The organism is Shigella dysenteriae (assembly GCF_022354085.1).
GTDB lineage: Bacteria > Pseudomonadota > Gammaproteobacteria > Enterobacterales > Enterobacteriaceae > Escherichia > Escherichia coli.
The window spans coordinates 2,903,208-2,926,765 of the sequence record NZ_CP055055.1 but is presented as its reverse complement, the minus strand read 5'-3'; the positions used below and the strand labels follow the sequence as shown (position 1 = coordinate 2,926,765).

24 protein-coding genes and 1 other annotated feature are annotated in these 23,558 nt (G+C 49.0%); of the genes, 14 read left to right on the top strand and 10 right to left on the bottom strand.

Translation table 11 applies throughout. From position 1 onward, the window contains the following. The 5 genes from HUZ68_RS14165 to wzzB all read left to right on the top strand — a co-directional run bounded on the left by HUZ68_RS14165 (position 1) and on the right by wzzB (position 6,085). Positions 1–960 carry a glycosyltransferase family 2 protein gene (locus HUZ68_RS14165; protein WP_042054575.1) on the top strand — a complete coding sequence of 320 codons (960 nt, stop codon included), beginning with the start codon at positions 1–3 and terminating at the stop codon, positions 958–960. Positions 961–969: 9 nt separating this feature from the next. Then, positions 970–2,034, top strand: a complete 1,065-nt coding sequence (locus HUZ68_RS14160) for a DUF1972 domain-containing protein (RefSeq protein ID WP_042054577.1) — start codon at positions 970–972, stop codon at positions 2,032–2,034. A gap of 103 nt (positions 2,035–2,137) precedes the next feature. Further along, positions 2,138–3,544, top strand: a complete 1,407-nt coding sequence (gene gndA / locus HUZ68_RS14155) for an NADP-dependent phosphogluconate dehydrogenase (protein ID WP_000043472.1) — start codon at positions 2,138–2,140, stop codon at positions 3,542–3,544. Positions 3,545–3,792: 248 nt separating this feature from the next. Further along, a complete protein-coding gene (gene ugd / locus HUZ68_RS14150) occupies positions 3,793–4,959 on the top strand; it encodes a UDP-glucose 6-dehydrogenase (RefSeq protein ID WP_000704848.1) in 1,167 nt (388 codons plus the stop codon). A gap of 145 nt (positions 4,960–5,104) precedes the next feature. Next, complete coding sequence (gene wzzB / locus HUZ68_RS14145; protein WP_001350693.1) at positions 5,105–6,085, top strand: LPS O-antigen chain length determinant protein WzzB; 981 nt, start codon at positions 5,105–5,107, stop codon at positions 6,083–6,085. Positions 6,086–6,181: 96 nt separating this feature from the next. Here wzzB and hisIE read toward each other — a convergent pair whose 3' ends face one another. The 9 genes from hisIE to hisL form a co-directional block, all read right to left on the bottom strand. Next, on the bottom strand, positions 6,182–6,793 hold the full coding sequence (hisIE, locus tag HUZ68_RS14140) for a bifunctional phosphoribosyl-AMP cyclohydrolase/phosphoribosyl-ATP diphosphatase HisIE (RefSeq protein WP_000954893.1): 612 nt from the start codon (positions 6,791–6,793) through the stop codon (positions 6,182–6,184). Next, positions 6,787–7,563 (bottom strand): imidazole glycerol phosphate synthase subunit HisF, encoded by a 777-nt coding sequence (hisF, locus tag HUZ68_RS14135; RefSeq protein ID WP_000880151.1) that lies wholly within the window; start codon positions 7,561–7,563, stop codon positions 6,787–6,789. Before hisF ends, hisIE begins: the two co-directional genes overlap by 7 nt. After that, positions 7,545–8,282, bottom strand: a complete 738-nt coding sequence (gene hisA / locus HUZ68_RS14130; RefSeq protein ID WP_089676588.1) for a 1-(5-phosphoribosyl)-5-[(5-phosphoribosylamino)methylideneamino]imidazole-4-carboxamide isomerase — start codon at positions 8,280–8,282, stop codon at positions 7,545–7,547. Before hisA ends, hisF begins: the two co-directional genes overlap by 19 nt. Then, entirely contained in the window at positions 8,282–8,872 is a 591-nt protein-coding gene (gene hisH, locus HUZ68_RS14125; protein WP_089676586.1) for an imidazole glycerol phosphate synthase subunit HisH, read from the bottom strand. The genes hisA and hisH overlap by 1 nt, the downstream gene beginning before the upstream one ends. Then, a complete protein-coding gene (hisB, locus tag HUZ68_RS14120; RefSeq protein WP_089676584.1) occupies positions 8,872–9,939 on the bottom strand; it encodes a bifunctional histidinol-phosphatase/imidazoleglycerol-phosphate dehydratase HisB in 1,068 nt (355 codons plus the stop codon). The genes hisH and hisB overlap by 1 nt, the downstream gene beginning before the upstream one ends. After that, positions 9,939–11,009: a histidinol-phosphate transaminase gene (hisC, locus tag HUZ68_RS14115; RefSeq protein ID WP_001362957.1), complete on the bottom strand. Its 1,071-nt coding sequence runs from the start codon at positions 11,007–11,009 to the stop codon at positions 9,939–9,941. The genes hisB and hisC overlap by 1 nt, the downstream gene beginning before the upstream one ends. Continuing rightward, a complete protein-coding gene (gene hisD, locus HUZ68_RS14110) occupies positions 11,006–12,310 on the bottom strand; it encodes a histidinol dehydrogenase (protein ID WP_239593905.1) in 1,305 nt (434 codons plus the stop codon). The genes hisC and hisD overlap by 4 nt, the downstream gene beginning before the upstream one ends. Positions 12,311–12,315: 5 nt before the next feature. Beyond that, positions 12,316–13,215: an ATP phosphoribosyltransferase gene (hisG, locus tag HUZ68_RS14105; RefSeq protein ID WP_000131782.1), complete on the bottom strand. Its 900-nt coding sequence runs from the start codon at positions 13,213–13,215 to the stop codon at positions 12,316–12,318. 46 nt (positions 13,216–13,261) lie between these two features. Continuing rightward, positions 13,262–13,385 (bottom strand) — a sequence feature (His leader region). Beyond that, entirely contained in the window at positions 13,361–13,411 is a 51-nt protein-coding gene (hisL, locus tag HUZ68_RS14100) for a his operon leader peptide (protein WP_001364200.1), read from the bottom strand. It overlaps the preceding feature by 25 nt. Positions 13,412–13,837: 426 nt before the next feature. Between hisL and HUZ68_RS14095 the strand changes: the two genes are divergently transcribed. From HUZ68_RS14095 to tsuB, 6 genes are all read left to right on the top strand, one after another. Then, positions 13,838–14,662, top strand: coding sequence for an SDR family oxidoreductase (locus tag HUZ68_RS14095; RefSeq protein ID WP_000754737.1), 825 nt, complete (start codon positions 13,838–13,840; stop codon positions 14,660–14,662). Positions 14,663–14,707: 45 nt separating this feature from the next. Beyond that, positions 14,708–15,637: a LysR substrate-binding domain-containing protein gene (locus HUZ68_RS14090; protein ID WP_160399157.1), complete on the top strand. Its 930-nt coding sequence runs from the start codon at positions 14,708–14,710 to the stop codon at positions 15,635–15,637. A gap of 214 nt (positions 15,638–15,851) precedes the next feature. Then, positions 15,852–15,914, top strand: a complete 63-nt coding sequence (gene yoeI / locus HUZ68_RS14085; RefSeq protein WP_010723108.1) for a membrane protein YoeI — start codon at positions 15,852–15,854, stop codon at positions 15,912–15,914. Then, a complete protein-coding gene (plaP, locus tag HUZ68_RS14080) occupies positions 15,904–17,262 on the top strand; it encodes a putrescine/proton symporter PlaP (RefSeq protein WP_000019197.1) in 1,359 nt (452 codons plus the stop codon). Before yoeI ends, plaP begins: the two co-directional genes overlap by 11 nt. 178 nt (positions 17,263–17,440) lie before the next feature. Continuing rightward, positions 17,441–18,499 (top strand): thiosulfate utilization transporter TsuA/YeeE, encoded by a 1,059-nt coding sequence (gene tsuA / locus HUZ68_RS14075; protein ID WP_239593904.1) that lies wholly within the window; start codon positions 17,441–17,443, stop codon positions 18,497–18,499. 13 nt (positions 18,500–18,512) lie between these two features. Beyond that, positions 18,513–18,740 carry a thiosulfate utilization sulfurtransferase TsuB/YeeD gene (gene tsuB / locus HUZ68_RS14070; RefSeq protein WP_000985273.1) on the top strand — a complete coding sequence of 76 codons (228 nt, stop codon included), beginning with the start codon at positions 18,513–18,515 and terminating at the stop codon, positions 18,738–18,740. Between the two features lie 42 nt (positions 18,741–18,782). On the opposite strand, the gene sbcB is transcribed toward tsuB, so the two are convergent. Continuing rightward, the gene (sbcB, locus tag HUZ68_RS14065) at positions 18,783–20,210 is read right to left on the bottom strand and encodes an exodeoxyribonuclease I (protein ID WP_239593903.1); all 1,428 of its coding nucleotides are present in this window, start codon (positions 20,208–20,210) and stop codon (positions 18,783–18,785) included. A gap of 208 nt (positions 20,211–20,418) precedes the next feature. On the opposite strand from sbcB, the gene dacD reads away from it, so the two are divergent. From dacD to HUZ68_RS14050, 3 genes are all read left to right on the top strand, one after another. After that, a complete protein-coding gene (gene dacD, locus HUZ68_RS14060; protein ID WP_032224278.1) occupies positions 20,419–21,585 on the top strand; it encodes a serine-type D-Ala-D-Ala carboxypeptidase DacD in 1,167 nt (388 codons plus the stop codon). 118 nt (positions 21,586–21,703) lie between these two features. Then, positions 21,704–22,177, top strand: a complete 474-nt coding sequence (gene sbmC / locus HUZ68_RS14055; RefSeq protein WP_001105414.1) for a DNA gyrase inhibitor SbmC — start codon at positions 21,704–21,706, stop codon at positions 22,175–22,177. Between the two features lie 198 nt (positions 22,178–22,375). Beyond that, positions 22,376–23,434, top strand: a complete 1,059-nt coding sequence (locus tag HUZ68_RS14050; protein ID WP_001200891.1) for an FUSC family protein — start codon at positions 22,376–22,378, stop codon at positions 23,432–23,434. Positions 23,435–23,558 lie beyond the last annotated feature (124 nt).

Sequence of the window (23,558 nt, the reverse complement as noted above, 5' to 3'; positions counted from 1 at the left end):
ATGAATGTTGCTATTTTGTTGTCTACGTATAATGGCGAAAAATATTTAGAGGAACAACTGGATTCATTGCTGCTTCAAAGTTATCAGGATTTTGTAGTGTATATCCGTGATGACGGATCATCTGATAGAACTGTAAATATAATAAACCAATACGTAATGAAAGATAACAGATTTATTAACGTGGGTAATTCAGAAAATCTTGGTTGTGCTGCTTCGTTTATTAATTTATTAAGAAATGCTTCAGCCGATATTTATATGTTTTGTGACCAAGATGATTATTGGCTTCCGAATAAATTACAGCGTGCTGTGGATTATTTTTCGGCTATTGATCCTTTACAACCTACCTTGTATCATTGCGATCTAACTGTTGTTGATGAAAAACTTAATGTTATACAAAATTCATTTTTGCAGCATCAGAAAATGTCAGCGTATGATTCAATGAGAAAAAATAATCTTTTCATACAAAATTTTGTTGTTGGTTGTTCATGTGCTGTTAATGCTTCACTTGCGGAATTTGTTCTTTCGCGAATTGGAGAGCAGCATGTAAAAATGATAGCTATGCATGACTGGTGGTTAGCCGTGACTGCAAAACTTTTTGGTCGAATCCATTTTGATAATACTCAAACGATTCTTTATCGACAACATCAGGGCAATGTATTAGGTGCAAAATCATCAGGTATGATGCGTTTTATTCGATTAGGATTAAATGGGCAAGGGATTTCGCGTGTAGTATCTTTTAGAAAAAAAGTTTGTGCGCAAAATAAGCTTCTTTTACATGTCTATGATAAAGATTTAAATCTTGAGCAAAAAAAATCTATCAGGCTTGTAATTGAGGGCCTTAAAGAGAACTCTTCAATTTCTGACCTTTTAAAATGTTTCTATCATGGTAGCTATATGCAAGGTTTTAAACGTAATCTTGCCTTAATATATTCAGTTCTTTACACAAAAAAAAGAAGATAGTGTATCCTTATGAAAAAAATTGCTATTATCGGTACTGTTGGCATACCAGCATCATATGGCGGATTTGAAACATTAGTTGAAAATTTAACAAGATACAATTCCTCGGGAGTTGAATATAATGTTTTTTGTTCATCGTTTCACTACAAATCCCCCCAAAAAAAACATAATGGGGCTCGTTTAATTTATATTCCGCTTAAAGCCAATGGATGGCAGAGCATTGCGTATGACATAATTTCGTTAGCATATTCTATTTTTTTGAAGCCTGATGTGATTCTGATATTAGGGGTTTCTGGTTGTTCATTTTTGCCTTTCTTCAAACTCTTAACACGCGCTAAGTTTATTACTAATATTGATGGCTTGGAATGGCGAAGAGATAAATGGAATTCAAAAGTGAAACGTTTCTTAAAATTTTCAGAAAAAATCGCAGTTCAATATTCGGATGTCGTTATTACGGATAATGAGGCAATTTCTGAGTACGTTTTTAACGAGTATAATAAAGATAGCCGAGTTATTGCCTATGGAGGGGATCATGCATGGTTAAATACTGAGGATGTATTTACAACAAGAAATTATAAAAGCGATTACTACCTTTCTGTATGTCGTATCGAACCCGAAAACAATGTAGAATTAATTTTAAAAACATTTTCAAAGCTAAAATATAAAATAAAATTTATTGGAAATTGGAATGGCAGCGAGTTCGGAAAGAAACTTAGGCTGCATTATTCTAACTATCCAAATATTGAAATGATTGATCCGATTTATGATCTTCAACAATTATTTCACTTACGAAATAATTGCATAGGATATATACATGGTCATTCGGCTGGAGGAACAAACCCTTCTTTAGTCGAGGCAATGCATTTTAGTAAACCTATATTTGCATATGATTGTAAGTTTAATAGGTACACTACTGAAAATGAAGCATGTTATTTTTCTAATGAATCTGACCTCGCAGAGAAAATCATAATGCATTGTGAGCTATCATTAGGTGTCTCTGGCACGAAAATGAAAGAAATTGCTAACCAGAAATACACTTGGAGACGAATAGCAGAAATGTATGAGGATTGCTATTAACTCTGTTAAACTTCAAATATTTTACAATATATGGCATGACTATAAGCGCATTAATTGTATTTCAAGCCGCTCTCGCGGTGACCACCCCTGACAGGAGTAAACAATGTCAAAGCAACAGATCGGCGTAGTCGGTATGGCAGTGATGGGGCGCAACCTTGCGCTCAACATCGAAAGCCGTGGTTATACCGTCTCTATTTTCAACCGCTCCCGTGAAAAGACGGAAGAAGTGATTGCCGAAAATCCAGGCAAGAAACTGGTTCCTTACTATACGGTGAAAGAGTTTGTTGAATCTCTGGAAACGCCTCGTCGCATCCTGTTAATGGTGAAAGCAGGTGCAGGCACGGATGCTGCTATTGATTCTCTCAAGCCATACCTCGATAAAGGTGACATCATCATTGATGGTGGTAACACCTTCTTCCAGGACACCATTCGTCGTAACCGTGAGCTTTCTGCCGAAGGTTTTAACTTCATCGGTACCGGTGTTTCCGGCGGTGAAGAGGGGGCGCTGAAAGGGCCTTCCATCATGCCTGGTGGGCAGAAAGAAGCCTATGAACTGGTTGCTCCGATCCTGACCAAAATCGCCGCCGTTGCTGAAGATGGCGAACCGTGCGTTACCTATATTGGTGCCGATGGCGCGGGTCACTATGTGAAGATGGTTCACAACGGTATTGAATACGGTGATATGCAACTGATTGCTGAAGCCTATTCTCTCCTGAAAGGCGGCCTGAATCTCTCTAACGAAGAACTGGCACAGACCTTTACCGAGTGGAATAACGGTGAACTGAGCAGCTACCTGATCGACATCACCAAAGACATCTTCACTAAAAAAGATGAAGACGGTAACTACCTGGTTGATGTGATCCTGGATGAAGCGGCTAACAAAGGTACCGGTAAATGGACCAGCCAGAGCGCGCTGGATCTCGGAGAACCGCTGTCGCTGATTACCGAGTCTGTGTTTGCACGTTATATCTCTTCTCTGAAAGAGCAGCGTGTTGCCGCATCTAAAGTTCTCTCTGGCCCGCAAGCGCAGCCAGCTGGCGACAAAGGTGAGTTCATCGAAAAAGTTCGTCGTGCTCTGTATCTGGGCAAAATCGTTTCTTACGCTCAGGGCTTCTCTCAGCTGCGTGCGGCGTCTGAAGAGTACAACTGGGATCTGAATTACGGCGAAATCGCGAAGATTTTCCGTGCTGGCTGCATCATCCGTGCGCAGTTCTTGCAGAAAATCACCGATGCTTATGCCGAAAATCCGCAGATCGCTAACCTGCTGCTGGCTCCGTACTTCAAGCAAATTGCCGATGACTACCAGCAGGCGCTGCGTGATGTCGTTGCTTATGCAGTACAGAACGGTATCCCGGTTCCGACCTTCGCTGCTGCGGTTGCCTATTACGATAGCTACCGTGCCGCTGTTCTGCCTGCGAACCTGATCCAGGCACAGCGTGACTATTTCGGTGCGCATACTTATAAGCGCATTGATAAAGAAGGTGTGTTCCATACTGAATGGCTGGATTAATCTGATTTAACCAACAATAAAATTGAGGCCCGGCGTATATTGCACCGGGCTTTTTTTTGCCAATTATCTTATAGACTAAATTTCACTGCTTAATATTAACTTAATAAATATCAGCTATTCTTATAAAGAAAATCTGAATTGTTTTTCGTTGCGTTGACCATCGAACAACGTAGCGTTAAAACTTTTAGCTCTTATCAGGATGCTAAAAACATCATGATTCACAGTTAAGTTAATTCTGAGAGCATGAAATGAAAATCACCATTTCCGGTACTGGCTATGTAGGCTTGTCAAACGGGCTTCTAATCGCACAAAATCATGAGGTTGTGGCATTAGATATTTTACCGTCACGCGTTGCTATGCTGAATGATCGGATATCTCCTATTGTTGATAAGGAAATTCAGCAGTTTTTGCAAGCAGATAAAATACACTTTAATGCCACATTAGATAAAAATGAAGCCTACCGGGATGCTGATTATGTCATCATCGCCACTCCAACCGACTATGATCCTAAAACTAATTATTTCAATACATCCAGTGTAGAATCAGTAATTAAAGACGTAGTTGAGATAAACCCTTATGCGGTTATGGTCATCAAATCAACGGTTCCCGTTGGTTTTACCGCAGCGATGCATAAGAAATATCGTACTGAAAATATTATTTTCTCTCCGGAATTTCTCCGTGAAGGTAAAGCTCTTTACGATAATCTCCATCCTTCACGTATTGTCATTGGTGAGCGTTCAGAACGCGCAGAACGTTTTGCTGCTCTGTTACAGGAAGGCGCGATTAAGCAAAATATCCCGACCCTGTTTACCGACTCAACCGAAGCAGAAGCGATTAAACTTTTTGCAAACACCTACCTGGCGATGCGCGTAGCATACTTTAACGAACTGGATAGCTATGCAGAAAGTTTAGGTCTGAATTCCCGTCAAATAATCGAAGGCGTTTGTCTCGACCCACGTATTGGCAACCATTACAACAATCCGTCGTTTGGTTATGGTGGTTATTGTTTGCCGAAAGATACTAAGCAGTTACTGGCGAACTATCAGTCTGTGCCGAATAACCTGATCTCGGCAATTGTCGATGCTAACCGCACGCGTAAAGATTTTATTGCCGATGCCATTTTGTCACGCAAGCCGCAAGTGGTGGGTATTTATCGTCTGATTATGAAGAGCGGTTCAGATAACTTCCGTGCGTCTTCTATTCAGGGGATTATGAAACGTATCAAGGCGAAAGGTGTTGAAGTGATCATCTACGAGCCAGTGATGAAAGAAGACTCATTCTTCAACTCTCGCCTGGAACGTGATCTCGCCACCTTCAAACAACAAGCCGACGTCATTATCTCTAACCGAATGGCAGAAGAGCTTAAGGATGTGGCAGATAAGGTATACACCCGCGATCTCTTTGGCAGCGACTAACATCTTGTTATCAGGGCTATTTACGCCCTGATTGTCTTTTGTTACTTACGCAACAATTCATTATTTTTATCACTTATCCTATAGCATTCACGAGGATTATCGCTAAACTATGCGGACTTGGAAATTTCCGTCACTTAGGGTAATGATGAGAGTAGAAAATAATAATGTTTCTGGGCAAAACCATGACCCGGAACAGATTGATTTGATTGATTTACTAGTGCAGTTGTGGCGTGGCAAGATGACAATCATCATTTCCGTCATTGTGGCTATTGCCCTGGCTATTGGTTATTTGGCAGTAGCGAAGGAGAAATGGACGTCAACAGCAATTATCACTCAGCCCGACGTGGGGCAAATTGCTGGCTATAACAATGCCATGAATGTTATCTATGGTCAGGCTGCGCCGAAAGTATCGGATTTACAGGAGACGTTAATTGGTCGCTTCAGTTCTGCCTTCTCTGCATTAGCAGAAACGCTGGATAATCAGGAAGAACCAGAAAAACTTACCATCGAACCTTCTGTTAAGAACCAGCAATTACCATTGACTGTTTCTTATGTTGGGCAAACAGCAGAGGGCGCACAAATGAAGTTGGCCCAATACATTCAGCAAGTTGATGATAAAGTGAATCAAGAGCTAGAAAAGGATCTAAAAGACAACATTGCTCTGGGACGGAAAAACTTGCAGGACTCTTTAAGAACTCAGGAAGTAGTCGCGCAAGAGCAGAAAGATCTGCGTATCCGTCAGATTCAGGAAGCGTTGCAGTATGCGAATCAGGCGCAGGTGACAAAACCGCAAATTCAACAGACTGGCGAAGATATCACGCAAGATACGTTGTTCCTTTTGGGGAGCGAAGCGCTGGAGTCGATGATTAAGCACGAGGCGACCCGTCCGTTGGTGTTCTCACCAAACTACTATCAGACACGTCAAAACCTGCTGGATATCGAAAGCTTAAAAGTTGATGATCTTGATATTCATGCTTACCGTTATGTGATGAAACCGACGTTACCTATTCGTCGCGATAGTCCGAAAAAGGCAATCACCTTGATTCTGGCGGTGCTGCTGGGCGGCATGGTTGGCGCGGGGATTGTGTTGGGGCGTAATGCTCTGCGTAATTACAACGCGAAGTAATCTTTTCGGTTTTAAAGAAAATGGGCAGGGTGGTGACACCTTGCCCGTTTTTTTTGCCGGATGCGACGACAACATCGCATCTGCTTACCCCGCAACTCACTGATGACGTTTACGCAGGTTCTCAATCACCGTTGTTAAATCCAGATCCTGATCCTGCAACAACACCAGCAGGTGATACATCAAGTCAGATGCCTCGTTGGTCAGCTCAAAGCGGTCATGTACCGTCGCTGCCAGTGCGGTTTCCACGCCTTCTTCGCCCACTTTCTGCGCAATGCGTTTGGTGCCGCTGGCATACAGTTTGGCGGTGTAAGAGGTTTCCGGGTCGGCAGATTTGCGTTCGGCGAGCAATTGTTCCAGTTGATACAGGAACAGCCACTGGTGAGCGGTGTCGCCGAAGCAGCTGCTGGTGCCTTTGTGGCAAGTTGGCCCGATGGGATTCGCCAGCACCAGTAACGTGTCGTTGTCGCAGTCCGGCGCAATACTCACCACATTGAGGAAATTGCCCGACGTTTCGCCTTTGGTCCACAGTCGCTGTTTAGTGCGCGAGAAGAAGGTGACTTTGCCGCTTTCGATGGTTTTATCTAAGGCTTCCGGGTTCATATAGCCCAGCATTAACACTTCACCGGATACCGCGTGCTGCACAATCACCGGCATAAGTCCGTCGGTTTTTTCCCAGTCCAGTTCGCGACGTTGTTGTTCTGTTAACATATCCTGATCTCCACGCCCTGTGTTGCCAGGTACGCTTTTAATTCACCAATATTGATTATTTGTTTGTGGAATACGGAAGCCGCCAGCGCGCCGTCAACGTCGGCATCGCGGAAGGCTTCGAGGAAGTGTTCCATGGTGCCCGCGCCACCGGAGGCAATCAGCGGGACGTGGCAAACTTCACGCACTTTTTTCAGCTGTTCGAGGTCGTAACCGTTACGCACGCCGTCCTGATTCATCATGTTGAGGACGATTTCTCCGGCACCGCGTTTTTGCACTTCCTGTACCCAGTCGAGCGTTTCCCATTGAGTGACGCGGGTGCGGCTTTCATCGCCGGTATATTGATTCACATGATATTTACCGGTTTCAGCGTCGTACCAGGTATCAATACCGACCACAATACACTGCACGCCAAAGCGATCCGCCAGGTGAGTAATTAACGTCGGGTCCGCAAGCGCAGGGGAGTTAATGGAGATTTTATCCGCGCCAAAGGAAAGAATTTTGGCGGCGTCATCCAGAGACTTAATCCCACCCGCCACACAAAACGGAATGTCGATCACTTCCGCCACGCGAGATACCCAGCTTTTATCTACCACACGGCCATCGCTGGAAGCGGTGATATCGTAGAACACCAGTTCGTCTGCACCTTCCTCGGCGTAGCGTTTTGCCAGCGGCACGATATCGCCAATGATTTCATGGTTGCGAAACTGTACGCCTTTCACCACCTGACCATCACGAACGTCGAGACACGGAATTATGCGTTTTGCCAGCATGCGATGGCCTCCTTCACGGTGAATTTACCTTCCAGTAATGCCCGACCAACTATTACGCCGCGCACGCCAGTACCACGCAGGGCAGCAACATCGTTAATGTCGCCAATGCCCCCGGATGACTGAAATGCCACCTGCGGATATCTGGCGCACACTTCTTCATATAAAGAGACGTTAGAACCTGCCAGCGTGCCGTCGCGCGAGATATCGGTACACAGCACATGTTTCAGGCCGACGGGCAGATAGGTTTCCACCAGTTGTTCCAGCGACACGCCCGAATTCTCTTGCCAGCCGCTGACCGCCACCTGCTTGTTGCCTTGCTCGTCAATACGGACATCCAGCGCCAGCACTAAGGCATCGGCACCGAAGCGTTCAAACCAGCCTTTCACCATATCTGGTGATTTCACCGCGGTGGAGCCGACCACTACGCGCGCAACGCCCGCTTCCAGTAACGCCGCCACATCTTCTTCGCTACGCACGCCGCCGCCAACCTGCACCGGAACGTTAACGCCCGCGACCAGGGTTTTAATCAGCGGGATTTGACGTTTGGCCGGATCTTTTGCCCCGGTCAGATCCACCAGATGCAACACTTGGGCACCCTGCGCGGCGTAATCCTGTAAGCGCGGCAGCGGGTCGTTACCGTAATCGCGCTGTTTGCCGTAATCGCCTTGATGGAGACGCACCACGGTGCCGTCGATTAAATCTAATGCCGGAATAATCATCACATCTCCAGGAAGTTTTTCAGCAACTTAGCGCCAGCGGCACCAGAACGCTCCGGGTGGAACTGCACGCCGTAGAAGTTATCTTTTTGTACCGCCGCGGTGAACGGTTCGCCGTAATTACATTGGGCAATGGTCCACGGATTGACCGGCATTGCGTAGCTGTGAACAAAGTAAAAGTACGCGCCGTCTTCAATCCCCTGAAACAGGCGGTTGCTTGCCTGCGGGTAAACGCGGTTCCAGCCCATATGCGGCAGCGGCAGACCAAAGTCGGTCATTTTCGGCACGTTTTCGTCGATGATGCCCAGCAAATCGACGCCGTTGCTCTCTTCACTGCGTCGCCCCAGCAGTTGCATCCCTAAGCAGATACCCAGCACCGGTTGGGTACAGGCTTTGATGAGATCAAACAGCTCGCGCTCACGCACCTGATCCATCGCTGCTTGCGCAGTGCCAACACCGGGTAAAAACAGTTTATCGGCCAGCAACACGACGTCCGGGTCACGGCTGACTTTGGGTTCATAACCGTGACGCGCAATGGCAGACTTCACCGAGTTCAGATTGGCGCAGCCGGTATCAAGGATCACCACGTTCATTACAGCACTCCTTTCGACGAAGGCAGGGTGTCGCCTTCCACGCGGATGGCCTGGCGCAGGGTGCGACCAAAGGCTTTGAACAGGCTCTCTACACGGTGGTGATCGTTTTTACCTTTGGTTTTCAGGTGCAACGTCACGCCCATGGTGTAAGAGAGTGAACGGAAGAAGTGCTCGATCATCTCGGTGCTGAGATCGCCTACGCGCTGGTAGGTAAACTCGGCTTTATATTCCAGGTGCGGGCGACCAGAGATATCCAGCGCGCAGCGGGCAAGGCATTCGTCCATCGGCAGCACAAAACCAAAGCGGCAAATACCGCGTTTGTCGCCAAGAGCAATTTTTAACGCTTCGCCCAGCGCCAGGCCGGTATCTTCGACGGTGTGGTGATCGTCGATATAAAGGTCGCCTTTGACGTTGATTTCCATACGGAAACCGCCGTGGGTGGCGATCTGATCCAGCATGTGATCAAAGAATCCAACGCCGGTGTTAATCTTGCTGCCACCTTCGCGATCCAGCCACACCTGGACATCAATTTGCGTCTCTTTGGTGTTGCGCACCACATGGGCGTAACGGTCTCGTTTAGTGAGTTGCTGGCCAATCATCGGCCAGTTCAGGGCTTCGCGGTCGTAGCGTAAACCATTAATACCCATGTTTTCCGCCAGTTGAATGTCGGTCGCGCGATCGCCAATCACATAACTGTTGGCGCGATCCATCGCTTGCTCAGCGAGATAACGCTCCACCAGTTTTACTTTCGGCTTACGGCAGTCGCACTCATCGGCGGGCAGGTGCGGACAAATCAGCACTTCATCAAACTGCACGCCTTGCGAGGTGAAGATCTGCATCATCAGGTTGTGCGGGCCATCAAAATCCGCCTGCGGGAAACTTTGTGTTCCAAGACCATCCTGATTAGTGATCATCACCAGCTTGTAGCCCGCTTTTTGCAGCTTCAGCAGCTGCGGGATCACGCCCGGTTCAAAGGCGAGTTTGTCAAAACGGTCCACCTGAAAATCACTCGGCGGTTCGCTAATCAGGGTTCCATCGCGATCGATAAAAAGATACTTCTGACTCATCAAACTTGCTCCGCACGTAAGGCGTCAATGACGCGCTGGCTTTCTTCACGGGTTCCGACGGTAATTCGCAGGCAGCCGCTTAAAGAGGGTTGTTTATTCTGATCACGTAAGATAATGCCCTGATCCCACAAAGATTTAAACACTGCGCTGGAGGCTTTAAAGCGCGCCAGAATGTAGTTGGTTTCGGAGTCGAAAACCTGCTCTACGCAGGGGATCTCTTTCAGTGCGGCAATCAGGTATTCGCGTTCTGCAATAATTTGCGTCACTCGTTCGCGCATAGCGACGATTCCCTGCGGGCTTAACGCCTGGGCCGCAATGTCGGCAACCGGCGTCGAGAGCGGGTAGGGGGCGATCACTTTCATCAGCAGGTTGATGACTTCTTCGTTTGCCAGCGTAAATCCGCAACGAAGGCCCGCCAGAGCAAAAGCTTTCGACAGTGTGCGCAAAATAGCCAGGTGCGGATATTCCGCCAGCCAGCCAGCCAGCGATGCCTGCGGGCAAAACTCGATATAGGCTTCATCGGCAACCACAATGGCTTTTCCGCGGGTTAACTCCAGCAGAGTGCGAAAATCTTGCGGATTAATCAGTTGCCCGGTGGGGTTATTGGGGCTGCAAACATAGACCACTTTTACGCCGTCCAGCTTGTCGGAAATGCCCTGTAAGTCCAGTTGCCAGTTGTCCAGCGTCGGCACGGTGCGGCACTCGACGCCAATGGTTTCGGCGCTGACGCTGTACATGCCGTACGTTGGCGGGCAGTAGAGGATGGCGTCTTTACCCGGTTCGCAAAAAGCGCGGATCAGCAGTTCAATACCTTCGTCCGCGCCACGGCTGACCAGCACCTGCTCCGGCTTCACGCCTGCATACTGCGCGTAATTTTCAATCACCGCTTTCGGCTGACATTCCGGGTAGCGGTTGAGCGTTTGCTGAGTAAGCTGAAACTCCACGGCTGTGGGATATTCGTTGGCGTTCAGCCAGACATCGCCGTTACCGCCCAGACGACGCGCTGACTGATACGGCGTCAGGTTGCGGACGTTTTCACGCGCTAAATCGGTAATAGTCACGGTGCTCATGCTTGCTCCTTAAGGGCGTTAACACGCAAAGTAACGGCATTTTTGTGGGCGGTCAGGCGCTCGGCGGCGGCCAGTGTTTCAATGGTCGAAGCCAGCGCGGAGAAACCTACTTTCGACAGTTCCTGCACGGTCATCCGTTTCTGGAAATCCGCCAGTCCGAGGCTGGAACAGGTGGCGGTGTAACCGTAAGTCGGCAGAACGTGGTTGGTGCCGGAGGCGTAATCACCTGCCGATTCCGGTGACCAGTCACCAAGAAATACCGAACCGGCGCTGGTGATGCCATCGACCAGATCGCGGGCGTTGCGGGTCTGAATGATCAGGTGCTCCGGGCCGTACTGGTTGGAGATCTCCACGCACTGCGCTAAATCTTTAGTCACGATCAGGCGGCTGGCGTTTAGTGCCTGGCGGGCGGTTTCGGCACGCGGCAGTTCTGCCAGTTGGCGTTCGACAGCTTCGGCAACTTGATGCGCCATATCAGCATCGGGCGTCAGTAAAATCACCTGAGAGTCCGGGCCGTGTTCAGCCTGAGAAAGCAAATCAGAAGCCACGAAATCCGGCGTAGCGCCGCTGTCAGCAATCACCAACACTTCCGACGGGCCTGCGGGCATATCGATCGCCGCACCGTCCAGACGCTGGCTCACCTGACGTTTCGCTTCGGTGACAAAGGCGTTACCTGGCCCGAAGATTTTGTCCACTTTCGGCACGGATTCTGTACCAAACGCCAGCGCGGCAATGGCCTGTGCGCCGCCGACGTTAAACACGTCCTGTACACCGCACAACTGCGCCGCATAAAGGATCTCATCGGCAATCGGCGGCGGTGAGCACAGCACCACTTTTTTACAGCCCGCAATACGCGCCGGAGTTGCCAGCATTAATACCGTTGAGAAGAGCGGGGCGGAGCCGCCAGGAATATACAACCCAACTGAAGCGACCGGGCGCGTGACCTGCTGGCAACGCACGCCTGGCTGCGTTTCTACATCTACCGGCGGCAGTTTTTGCGCAGTGTGGAAGGTTTCAATATTCTTTACTGCCACCGCCATCGCCTGTTTTAGCTCGTCGCTCAGGCGTTCGCTAGCGGCGGCAATTTCCTCAGCAGACACCTTCAGTGCGGTAACCGTGGTTTTATCAAACTTCGCGCTGTATTCCCGCAGGGCGTCATCACCGCGTGCTTTCACGCTATCGAGAATATCGTTAACAGTGCGTGTAATGCTTTCAGAAGCGGAGATCGCCGGGCGCATTAACAGCTGGCGTTGTTGCTCCGCAGTACAGCTATTCCAGTCAATGATTGTGTTAAAGCTCATGGCGATCACTCCATCATCTTCTCAATCGGCAGGACCAGGATTGAACTGGCACCCAGCGCTTTCAGTTTTTCCATCGTTTCCCAGAACAGGGTTTCGCTACTGACCATGTGCATCGCTACGCGCTGTTGGTCACCCGCCAGCGGCAGAATGGTTGGGCGTTCGGCACCTGGCAGCAGGGCGATGACTTCATCCAGACGTTCGGTCGGTGCGTGCATCATGATGTATTTTGATTCGCGCGCCTGGATCACGCCCTGAATACGGGTCAGCAGTTTGTCGATCAGTTGCTGTTTAGATTCTTCCATTTCGCCATCGCGCTGGATCAGGCAGGCTTTCGAGCGGTAGATAACTTCGACTTCGCGCAGGCCGTTTGCTTCCAGCGTGGCACCGGTGGAAACCAGATCGCAAATCGCATCCGCCAGTCCGGCACGCGGGGCGACTTCAACAGAACCGTTCAGTAAGCAGGATTTAAAAGAGATGCCTTTCTGGTCGAGATAACGCTTGAGCAGGTGAGGATAAGAGGTGGCGATACGTTTACCGTTTAAGGAGAGCGGGCCGTCCCAGGCTTCATCAACCGGCGTTGCCAGCGAAAGACGGCAGCCGCCGAAATCCAGACGACGCAGGGTAAAGTAGCGTGGATCTTCACCTTGGGCGCGGCGGTTAAGCAGTTCTTCTTCCAGCACGTTTTCGCCAATAATCCCAAGATCTACCACGCCGTCCATTACCAGACCGGGAATGTCGTCGTCACGCACGCGCAGAATATCAATCGGCATGTTTTCTGCCATCGCGATCAGGCGCTGGGTGTGAAGATTGATTTTAATGCCACAGCGCGCCAGCAATTCGCGAGAGTCATCACTTAAACGGCCGGATTTCTGCATAGCTATGCGTAAACGAGTGTTGTCTGTCATTTTGTTATTCCTCTTTAAACCTGTCTGAACCGTTATCAACCGCGCAATAAAAAAGCCCCCGGAAGGTGATCTTCCGGGGGCTTTCTCATGCGTTCATGCACCACTGGAAGATCTGAATGTCTTCCAGCACACATCGCCTGAAAGACTAGTCAGGATGATGGTGATGATGGTGGTGTTTAAATTGAACGCGTGTCATAAAAGTCTCTGTGAATGTTTATTCAACTGATGTCTTTTAACCTAAACCACTTTCACGTTAGAAAGCAAGGGCTTTTTTATATATTTTATGGCGATGGATTTGTTTAATGAATGAGCGGGGAAAGGAGGGGGCCTGGAGTGACTACGTTAAAAAAGTAATCGTGAAAATATGTCATTAAAACCCTCAAGAACATTGTGTTCTGTAACTAAAGTGGGCTTTGTTCCTGCCGGATGCGGCGTGAATGCCTTATCTGGTCTACAAATGTTGCGTAAATTCAATATATTGAAGTTTTTGTAGGACTGATAAGCGGAGCGCATCAGGCAATGGTATATTTGCTAACCGTTTCGATTTCATTCATAGAATGAATTGTCAGTTTTGATACGCTAGCGTAGCCTTATAGATCTAAGGTGTATCAGGAGATAACGGATGAAAAAGGTCGCAATTGTCGGGTTAGGGTGGTTAGGCATGCCGCTGGCGATGTCACTTTCAGCGCGAGGCTGGCAAGTCACCGGGAGTAAAACCACACAAGATGGTGTCGAAGCGGCCCGAATGAGTGGCATTGATAGCTATCTGCTTCGCATGGAGCCTGAGTTAGTTTGCGATTCTGACGATCTGGATGCCCTGATGGATGCCGACGCGCTGGTCATTACGCTTCCGGCACGTCGTAGCGGCCCCGGCGATGAGTTCTATTTACAAGCGGTACAAGAGTTAGTGGATAGCGCGCTGGCCCATCGTATTCCCCGAATTATTTTTACCAGCTCAACGTCTGTCTATGGCGACGCGCAAGGCACGGTGAAAGAAACCACCCCGCGTAATCCGGTGACCAACAGTGGACGAGTATTAGAAGAACTCGAAGACTGGCTGCACAATTTACCCGGTACTTCGGTCGATATTCTGCGTCTTGCGGGCCTGGTCGGACCGGGACGTCATCCCGGACGCTTCTTTGCCGGAAAAACCGCGCCTGATGGTGAACATGGTGTTAATTTAGTCCATTTAGAAGATGTTATTGGCGCTATCACTCTGTTGTTACAGGCACCTAAAGGCGGACACATCTATAATATATGTGCGCCAGCTCACCCTGCGCGTAATGTTTTCTATCCGCAGATGGCCCGTTTACTGGGGCTGGAACCTCCGCAGTTCAGAAATAGTCTGGACAGCGGCAAAGGTAAGATTATTGATGGCAGTCGGATTTGTAATGAACTGGGATTTGAATACCAGTATCCCGATCCGCTGGTAATGCCGCTGGAGTAAGCGATCACGCCAGCAGGACGCCGCATGCACTGCAAGGGGGCGTGTATGAAACCACTGCTGGATGTGTTGATGATCCTCGATGCCTTAGAAAAAGAAGGCAGTTTTGCGGCGGCGTCGGCCAAACTCTACAAGACGCCGTCCGCTCTGAGTTACACCGTTCACAAGCTGGAAAGCGACCTTAATATTCAATTGCTTGATCGTAGCGGTCACCGCGCTAAATTCACCCGCACCGGAAAAATGTTATTAGAGAAAGGGCGGGAAGTTCTGCATACCGTGCGAGAACTGGAAAAGCAGGCGATCAAACTGCATGAAGGCTGGGAAAACGAGCTGGTGATTGGCGTGGACGACACGTTTCCTTTTTCTCTGCTTGCGCCACTGATTGAAGCTTTTTATCAACATCATAGCGTGACGCGCCTGAAGTTTATCAATGGCGTACTCGGTGGTTCCTGGGATGCCCTGACTCAGGGGCGAGCGGATATTATTGTTGGCGCGATGCATGAGCCACCATCTTCCAGTGAGTTTGGTTTCTCGCGGTTGGGCGATCTGGAACAAGTCTTTGCGGTCGCGCCTCATCATCCGTTAGCCCAGGAAGAAGAGCCGTTAAACCGTCGTATCATTAAGCGATATCGGGCGATTGTGGTGGGGGACACTGTGCAGGCAGGCGCTTCTACGGCCTCACAACTTCTCGACGAACAAGAAGCCATTACCGTTTTCGATTTTAAAACCAAGCTGGAGCTGCAAATTAGCGGCCTCGGCTGCGGCTATTTACCCCGTTATCTGGCGCAACGTTTTCTCGATAGTGGCGCGTTAATCGAGAAGAAAGTGGTCGCCCAAACTCTCTTTGAACCCGTCTGGATTGGCTGGAATGAACAGACCGCAGGGCTTGCCAGTGGCTGGTGGCGGGATGAAATTTTAGCAAATAGTGCGATCGCCGGTGTTTATGCAAAATCTGATGACGGAAAATCAGCCATTTAAAGAAAAATTATTATGACAAGCCTCTCATTCTCTTGTCATTTCCCCCCCATTTAGGCACAATGCGCCGCTGTCAAAAAATGACTAAAAACCGACGTTTCATCAGCGTCGGTTATTTTTTGCTTCAAACCAATCATTCATACCAAGAGGCCGGGCTTCGTACCGGATAGATATTTACTAAAAATCGACAGTTGTTGTCGCTGAGGAATCCAAAAAAATGGGGCAATTTTTTGCTTACGCGACGGTTATCACCGTAAAGGAGAATGACCATGTCGCATAACGTTACTCCAAACACCTCTCGCGTGGAATTGCGTAAAACGCTTACGTTAGTTCCGGTTGTAATGATGGGTCTTGCCTATATGCAGCCGATGACGCTGTTTGATACTTTTGGTATCGTTTCAGGCCTCACGGATGGTCATGTGCCGACAGCCTATGCGTTCGCATTGATTGCGATCCTGTTTACGGCTCTGAGCTACGGGAAGCTGGTTCGCCGCTATCCTTCTGCTGGCTCTGCATATACTTACGCCCAGAAATCCATTAGCCCGACTGTCGGCTTTATGGTGGGTTGGTCTTCTCTGCTCGACTATCTGTTCGCGCCGATGATCAACATTCTGCTGGCGAAAATTTATTTTGAAGCTCTGGTGCCTTCCATCCCATCGTGGATGTTTGTGGTGGCGCTGGTGGCCTTTATGACCGCCTTTAACCTGCGTAGTCTGAAATCTGTAGCGAACTTCAACACTGTAATCGTCGTGTTGCAGGTGGTGCTGATCGCGGTGATTCTGGGCATGGTTGTTTATGGCGTATTTGAAGGTGAAGGCGCTGGTACGCTGGCGAGCACTCGTCCGTTCTGGTCTGGCGATGCGCATGTTATCCCGATGATTACCGGGGCGACAATCCTGTGCTTCTCCTTTACCGGCTTTGACGGCATCAGCAACCTGTCGGAAGAAACCAAAGATGCAGAGCGCGTGATCCCGCGTGCGATTTTCCTGACCGCGCTGATCGGCGGCATGATCTTCATCTTTGCAACTTACTTCCTGCAGCTGTACTTCCCGGATATCTCTCGCTTTAAAGATCCGGATGCGTCGCAGCCTGAAATCATGCTGTACGTTGCGGGTAAAGCGTTCCAGGTTGGCGCGCTGATCTTCTCCACCATTACCGTACTGGCGTCCGGTATGGCGGCGCACGCAGGTGTTGCGCGTCTGATGTACGTAATGGGTCGTGACGGCGTGTTCCCGAAAAGCTTCTTCGGTTATGTACACCCGAAATGGCGTACTCCGGCGATGAACATCATCCTGGTTGGCGCGATTGCCCTGCTGGCAATCAACTTCGACCTGGTAATGGCAACGGCGCTGATTAACTTTGGTGCGCTGGTGGCATTCACCTTTGTTAACCTGTCGGTCATCTCGCAGTTCTGGATCCGTGAGAAGCGTAACAAGACGCTGAAAGATCACTTCCAGTATCTGTTCCTGCCGATGTGTGGTGCGCTGACCGTTGGTGCGCTGTGGGTTAACCTGGAAGAAAGCTCAATGGTTCTGGGTCTGATCTGGGCTGCTATCGGTCTGATTTACCTGGCTTGCGTCACCAAGAGCTTCCGTAACCCGGTTCCGCAGTACGAAGACGTAGCATAATCATCTTTTCTAATAATCAACCGGAGTCGAATGAATATTTGGCTCCGGTTTTTTTATTCTTTTTTATCGAAATCCTCATTAAGAACCATTTGTTCTAATTTAGAGAATTTGGTTATTGGTCTGCATTCCACCAGTCATGAATAATTTCCCCATTAACATTCATCTGGTTAATTAATTTATGTTTTCAATGATATTAAGCGGGCTAATTTGTGGTGCTCTGCTGGGATTTGTCATGCAGCGTGGGCGTTTTTGCCTGACTGGTGGTTTTCGCGATATGTATATCGCGAAAAATAATCGCATGTTTTACGCCTTGCTGATTGCAATTTCGGTACAAAGCGTGGGGGTTTTTGCGTTAATTCAGGCGGGCCTACTGACTTACGAAGCCGGGGCGTTCCCGTGGCTTGGTACTGTTATAGGTGGGTATCTCTTCGGGCTGGGAATTGTTCTGGCGGGTGGATGTGCCACCGGGACCTGGTATCGCGCGGGTGAGGGATTGATCGGCAGTTGGATCGCGCTTTTCACTTATATGGTGATGAGTGCGGTGATGCGTTCTCCACATGCCAGTGGTTTAAATCAAACCTTGCAGCACTACAGTACTGAACATAACTCTATTGCTGAGACTTTTAATTTGTCTGTGTGGCCGTTGGTTACCGTTTTGCTGGTGATAACGCTCTGGGTGGTGATGAAAGAGTTGAAGAAGCCAAAACTGAAAGTCGCGACCTTACCGCCGCGCCGAACCGGGATCGCTCATATTCTGTTTGAAAAACGCTGGCATCCCTTTGTCACTGCTGTACTCATCGGTTTGATTGCGCTTTTAGCCTGGCCCCTGAGTGAAGCAACCGGACGCATGTTTGGGTTAGGAATCACTTCCCCAACGGCCAATATTCTGCAATTTCTGGTCGCAGGTGACGTGAAATACATTAACTGGGGCGTTTTCCTGGTGTTAGGGATCTTCGTGGGGTCATTTATTGCAGCCAAAGCGAGCCGTGAGTTCCGCGTTCGCGCAGCTGATGCACAAACAACATTACGTAGCGGGTTAGGTGGTGTACTGATGGGCTTCGGTGCCAGTATTGCAGGTGGTTGCTCTATCGGTAATGGACTGGTTATGACTGCAATGATGACCTGGCAGGGCTGGGTTGGCCTTGTATTTATGATTCTCGGAGTCTGGACTGCGTCCTGGCTTGTGTATGTTCGACCGCAGCGTAAGGCGCGACTGGCAACTGCTGCGGCAAATTAAGTAAGGTGTAAAGATGGCGATTAAAAAGCTGGATGTGGTGACGCAGGTCTGTCCGTTTCCACTCATAGAAGCAAAAGCAGCACTGGCAGAAATGGCCAGCGGCGATGAGTTGGTAATTGAGTTTGATTGCACCCAGGCAACTGAAGCAATCCCACAGTGGGCGGCAGAAGAAGGACATGCCATCACCGATTATCAGCAGATTGGCGATGCTGCGTGGAGCATCACCGTTCAAAAAGCCTGACCCAACATTGTCCTCCGCCGTATCAGCGGCGGAGGCTTCAAACTAGACGATCTCTTCCGCGTACTGCCAAAGCGCTTTTAACAGCGCCACTTTTTCTTTATCGTCGGCATACTGCTGCGCCAGCATCTGAATCTCTTCTGCATAGCCTTGTAAAAACTCGGGTGTGAATACCTGGCGGCGGTGCTCCAGCCAGCGTTGCTGCTCGGCATAATCCAGCGACCCCGGGAAGTTGCGCGCCCGATAATTGAACAACAGCTTTTCAATCCGTTTATCGACAAAAGTGATATCCAGTGCCGGTAAATTACGCGGCTCGGTTTCCAGCACAATTTTCATTGCTGCACGATCGGCGTCACTGAAAAAGCCGTTATAAAGCTGTGCATCCACGTTATCTGAAGGCGTAAACGGTTCGGCTTCCGCGAATATCGCCACCACTTTTTCGCGCACTTGCGGATTTTCACGCAGAATTTTCAGGTTATCGAGGCAATGCTGACGATTAATTCCCAGTCGGTCGGCATCTTCCGGGCGTAGCGTATTCGCCTGGGCCAGCACCGGACATTTATTGATATGCACCAGCTTAACCGGAACGGCGGCGTTATCGCCAAGATCGGTTTTTGCGGTATATAAACGCTCGCGCAATGTGTCGCTATCCAGTTCCAGTAATGGCGAAATGTCTCCTGCCAAATCCACCATAATTACGGCATTGCGATTTTCAGGATGCCACGCCAGCGGTGCCACCCAGCTGGTATTGCCGCGCCATGCCCCAAACATTCCGGAAACGTGAACCAGGGGTTTCATCTGCGGAACATCAATCAACGCCATCAGTTTGTGTTTATTACGATGGGTAAAGAGATAATCAAACAGGCGTGGCTGACTCGTTTTTACCAGCTTTGCCATCGCAATAGTGGCGTACACATCAGCCATCGCATCGTGGGCGTTGCTATGTTCAATACCATTAGCTTTGGTTAAATGCTCAAGGCGAAAGCTCGGTAGACCGTCATCATTTTCAGGCCAGTTTATTCCTTCCGGGCGCAGCGCATAACAGGCACGCATAACATCAAGTAAATCCCAGCGCGAGTTATCATGCTGCCAGCTCCAGGCGTAAGGATCGTAGAAATTACGATAAAAAATGTTGCGTGTGACTTCGTCGTCGAAACGCACATTGTTATAGCCCAGAATACAGGTCTTCGGTACGGTAAAAAGCGAGTGAATACGGGCGGCAAACGCGGCTTCGTTTTCTCCTTTCGCCCGTGCTTCCTGCGGGGTAATACCGGTAATTAATACTGCTCCAGGCTGGGGTAAATAGTCATCCGCAGGCTTGCAGTAAAAGACTTCGGGTTCGCCGATGACATTGAATTCGCTATCGGTGCGAATGGCTGCGAACTGTGCAGGGCGATCTAACGCGGGGTGCGTGCCAAAGGTTTCGTAATCGTGAAACAAAAAGGTAGATTGTTGCTTACAGTCATTCATCATTAGGTTAAATCCGTTATTTCTGCTGTCTGCCAGAGTATCAAATATCACCGTGCTAATCAGCTTTAGCGCGACAATTTGGCAGCGAGTGGCAACAGATCATGTCAGATAAAAATGAGAGGGTAGTCACATTTTCTTGCACTTTATTCCAGCCAGTTCATAAGTATTTCCGTAAAAAGAACAGCTATTTGAAACTCCTGAGGGTTTGCTGTTGAAACGCCGTCTTATTATTGCTGCTTCTTTGTTCGTTTTTAACTTATCGTCTGGTTTTGCGGCGGAAAACATTCCTTTTTCACCTCAGCCTCCTGAGATTCATGCCGGGTCCTGGGTACTGATGGATTACACCACCGGTCAGATCCTCACCGCGGGTAATGAGCATCAACAGCGCAATCCCGCCAGCCTGACAAAGCTGATGACGGGTTATGTCGTGGATCGCGCTATCGATAGTCATCGCATTACGCCAGACGATATTGTCACCGTGGGGCGCGATGCGTGGGCGAAAGATAATCCGGTGTTTGTCGGTTCTTCACTGATGTTTTTGAAAGAGGGCGATCGCGTATCGGTACGTGATTTAAGCCGTGGTTTAATTGTGGATTCCGGAAATGACGCTTGTGTTGCACTGGCTGACTATATTGCCGGTGGGCAACGGCAGTTTGTTGAAATGATGAACAACTATGCCGAGAAGCTGCATCTCAAGGATACGCATTTTGAAACAGTGCATGGCCTGGATGCGCCAGGTCAGCATAGCTCGGCTTATGATTTAGCTGTGCTTTCTCGCGCTATCATCCACGGCGAGCCCGAGTTTTATCATATGTACAGTGAGAAAAGTCTCACCTGGAACGGTATCACCCAGCAAAACCGTAACGGGTTGTTGTGGGATAAAACCATGAATATTGACGGCCTGAAAACGGGTCATACTTCTGGTGCCGGGTTTAATCTCATTGCTTCGGCTGTAGATGGGCAGCGTCGTCTCATTGCAGTGGTAATGGGGGCTGACAGTGCAAAAGGTCGTGAGGAAGAGGCAAGAAAATTACTGCGTTGGGGGCAACAAAACTTTACTACGGTGCAAATTTTGCACCGTGGGAAAAAGGTCGGAACGGAACGCATCTGGTATGGCGATAAAGAAAATATCGACCTGGGAACGGACCAAGAGTTCTGGATGGTGCTACCGAAAGCCGAAATTCCACATATCAAAGCCAAATATACCCTTGATGGTAAAGAACTCACCGCGCCAATTAGCGCCCATCAGCGGGTAGGGGAAATTGAACTTTACGACCGTGATAAACAGGTGGCGCACTGGCCGCTGGTTACCCTGGAATCTGTCGGGGAAGGCGGCATGTTTTCCCGCCTGAGTGATTATTTCCACCATAAGGCCTGACCTTTCTTTTGCAGCAGACTGGCAGGAGTGCGAGTCTGCTCGCATAATCAACACTCATTCCTTGTGGTTTTAATTTTGCAACTATACTGTATATAAAAACAGTGTTAATGGAGGCGTCATGAACTACGAGATTAAGCAGGAAGAGAAACGTACCGTTGCAGGTTTCCATCTCGTTGGCCCGTGGGAACAGACGGTAAAGAAAGGTTTTGAGCAGTTGATGATGTGGGTAGATAGTAAAAATATTGTGCCGAAGGAATGGGTTGCTGTCTATTACGACAATCCAGATGAAACACCCGCCGAAAAATTACGCTGCGACACCGTCGTGACGGTGCCGGGTTACTTTACGCTCCCCGAAAACAGTGAGGGCGTCATTTTGACAGAAATTTCAGGTGGTCAGTATGCGGTGGCGGTAGCTCGTGTAGTCGGTGATGATTTTGCTAAACCCTGGTATCAGTTCTTTAATAGCCTCTTGCAGGACAGTGCTTATGAAATGTTACCAAAGCCCTGTTTCGAGGTTTATTTGAACAATGGCGCGGAAGATGGGTACTGGGATATCGAAATGTATGTTGCGGTGCAGCCAAAACATCACTAATTCATCTCAGGGCGGTGTGTTAACGCGATGACCACTCTTTTTTTTGAAAGCGAAAAGAGTAAGATGCGCCTTTCAATTTTTTCGCTCCTGCCGGGAAATTACACTGTTCCCGGTTTGTCCGTCGGATAATTCAGAGGCGCGCCTTCTGGCCGACAGATGAGTTATGAGCGCTTTTAATCTTCATTACGGAGTTTCTGCGTGCGTGCCGATAAGTCATTAAGCCCGTTTGAAATCCGGGTATACCGCCATTACCGCATTGTGCATGGTACTCGGGTCGCGCTGGCATTCCTGCTCACTTTTCTCATTATCCGCCTGTTTACTATCCCGGAAAGCACCTGGCCGCTGGTCACCATGGTGGTGATTATGGGGCCAATCTCGTTCTGGGGTAACGTTGTCCCTCGCGCCTTTGAGCGTATTGGCGGTACGGTGTTGGGTTCGATTTTAGGTCTTATCGCTCTGCAACTGGAGTTAATCTCGTTACCGCTGATGTTAGTCTGGTGCGCGGCGGCCATGTTCCTTTGCGGTTGGCTGGCGCTGGGCAAGAAACCGTATCAAGGTTTACTGATTGGGGTGACGCTGGCAATTGTTGTTGGTTCCCCGACAGGTGAAATTGATACGGCGTTATGGCGAAGCGGCGATGTGATCCTCGGCTCTTTACTGGCAATGTTGTTTACCGGTATCTGGCCACAACGGGCGTTCATCCACTGGCGCATTCAACTGGCGAAAAGTCTGACCGAGTATAATCGGGTCTATCAATCTGCATTCTCACCGAACTTACTCGAACGCCCACGTCTGGAAAGCCATCTACAAAAACTCTTGACCGATGCCGTGAAAATGCGTGGGCTGATTGCGCCCGCCAGCAAAGAAACTCGTATTCCAAAATCGATATATGAAGGTATCCAGACCATTAATCGCAATCTGGTTTGTATGCTGGAGTTGCAAATCAATGCGTACTGGGCCACGCGCCCCAGCCATTTCGTGTTATTGAACGCACAAAAACTTCGTGATACCCAGCACATGATGCAGCAAATACTGCTGAGCCTTGTTCATGCGCTGTACGAAGGTAATCCGCAGCCGGTTTTTGCCAATACGGAAAAATTGAACGATGCTGTGGAAGAGCTGCGTCAGTTGCTCAATAACCACCATGACCTGAAGGTTGTGGAAACACCAATCTATGGTTATGTGTGGCTGAACATGGAAACGGCACATCAGCTTGAGTTGCTATCGAATTTGATTTGCCGGGCCTTGCGCAAATAATTCCTGAACTTCAGAATCATCTTGCTGCTGCTTCGATTCAGCAAGGATAAAGGGTATGATAGTGAAAAGGGATAAAAGCATTGTCATCTGCGGCAGCTATGAGTAATGTTGGCCCTAACGAATA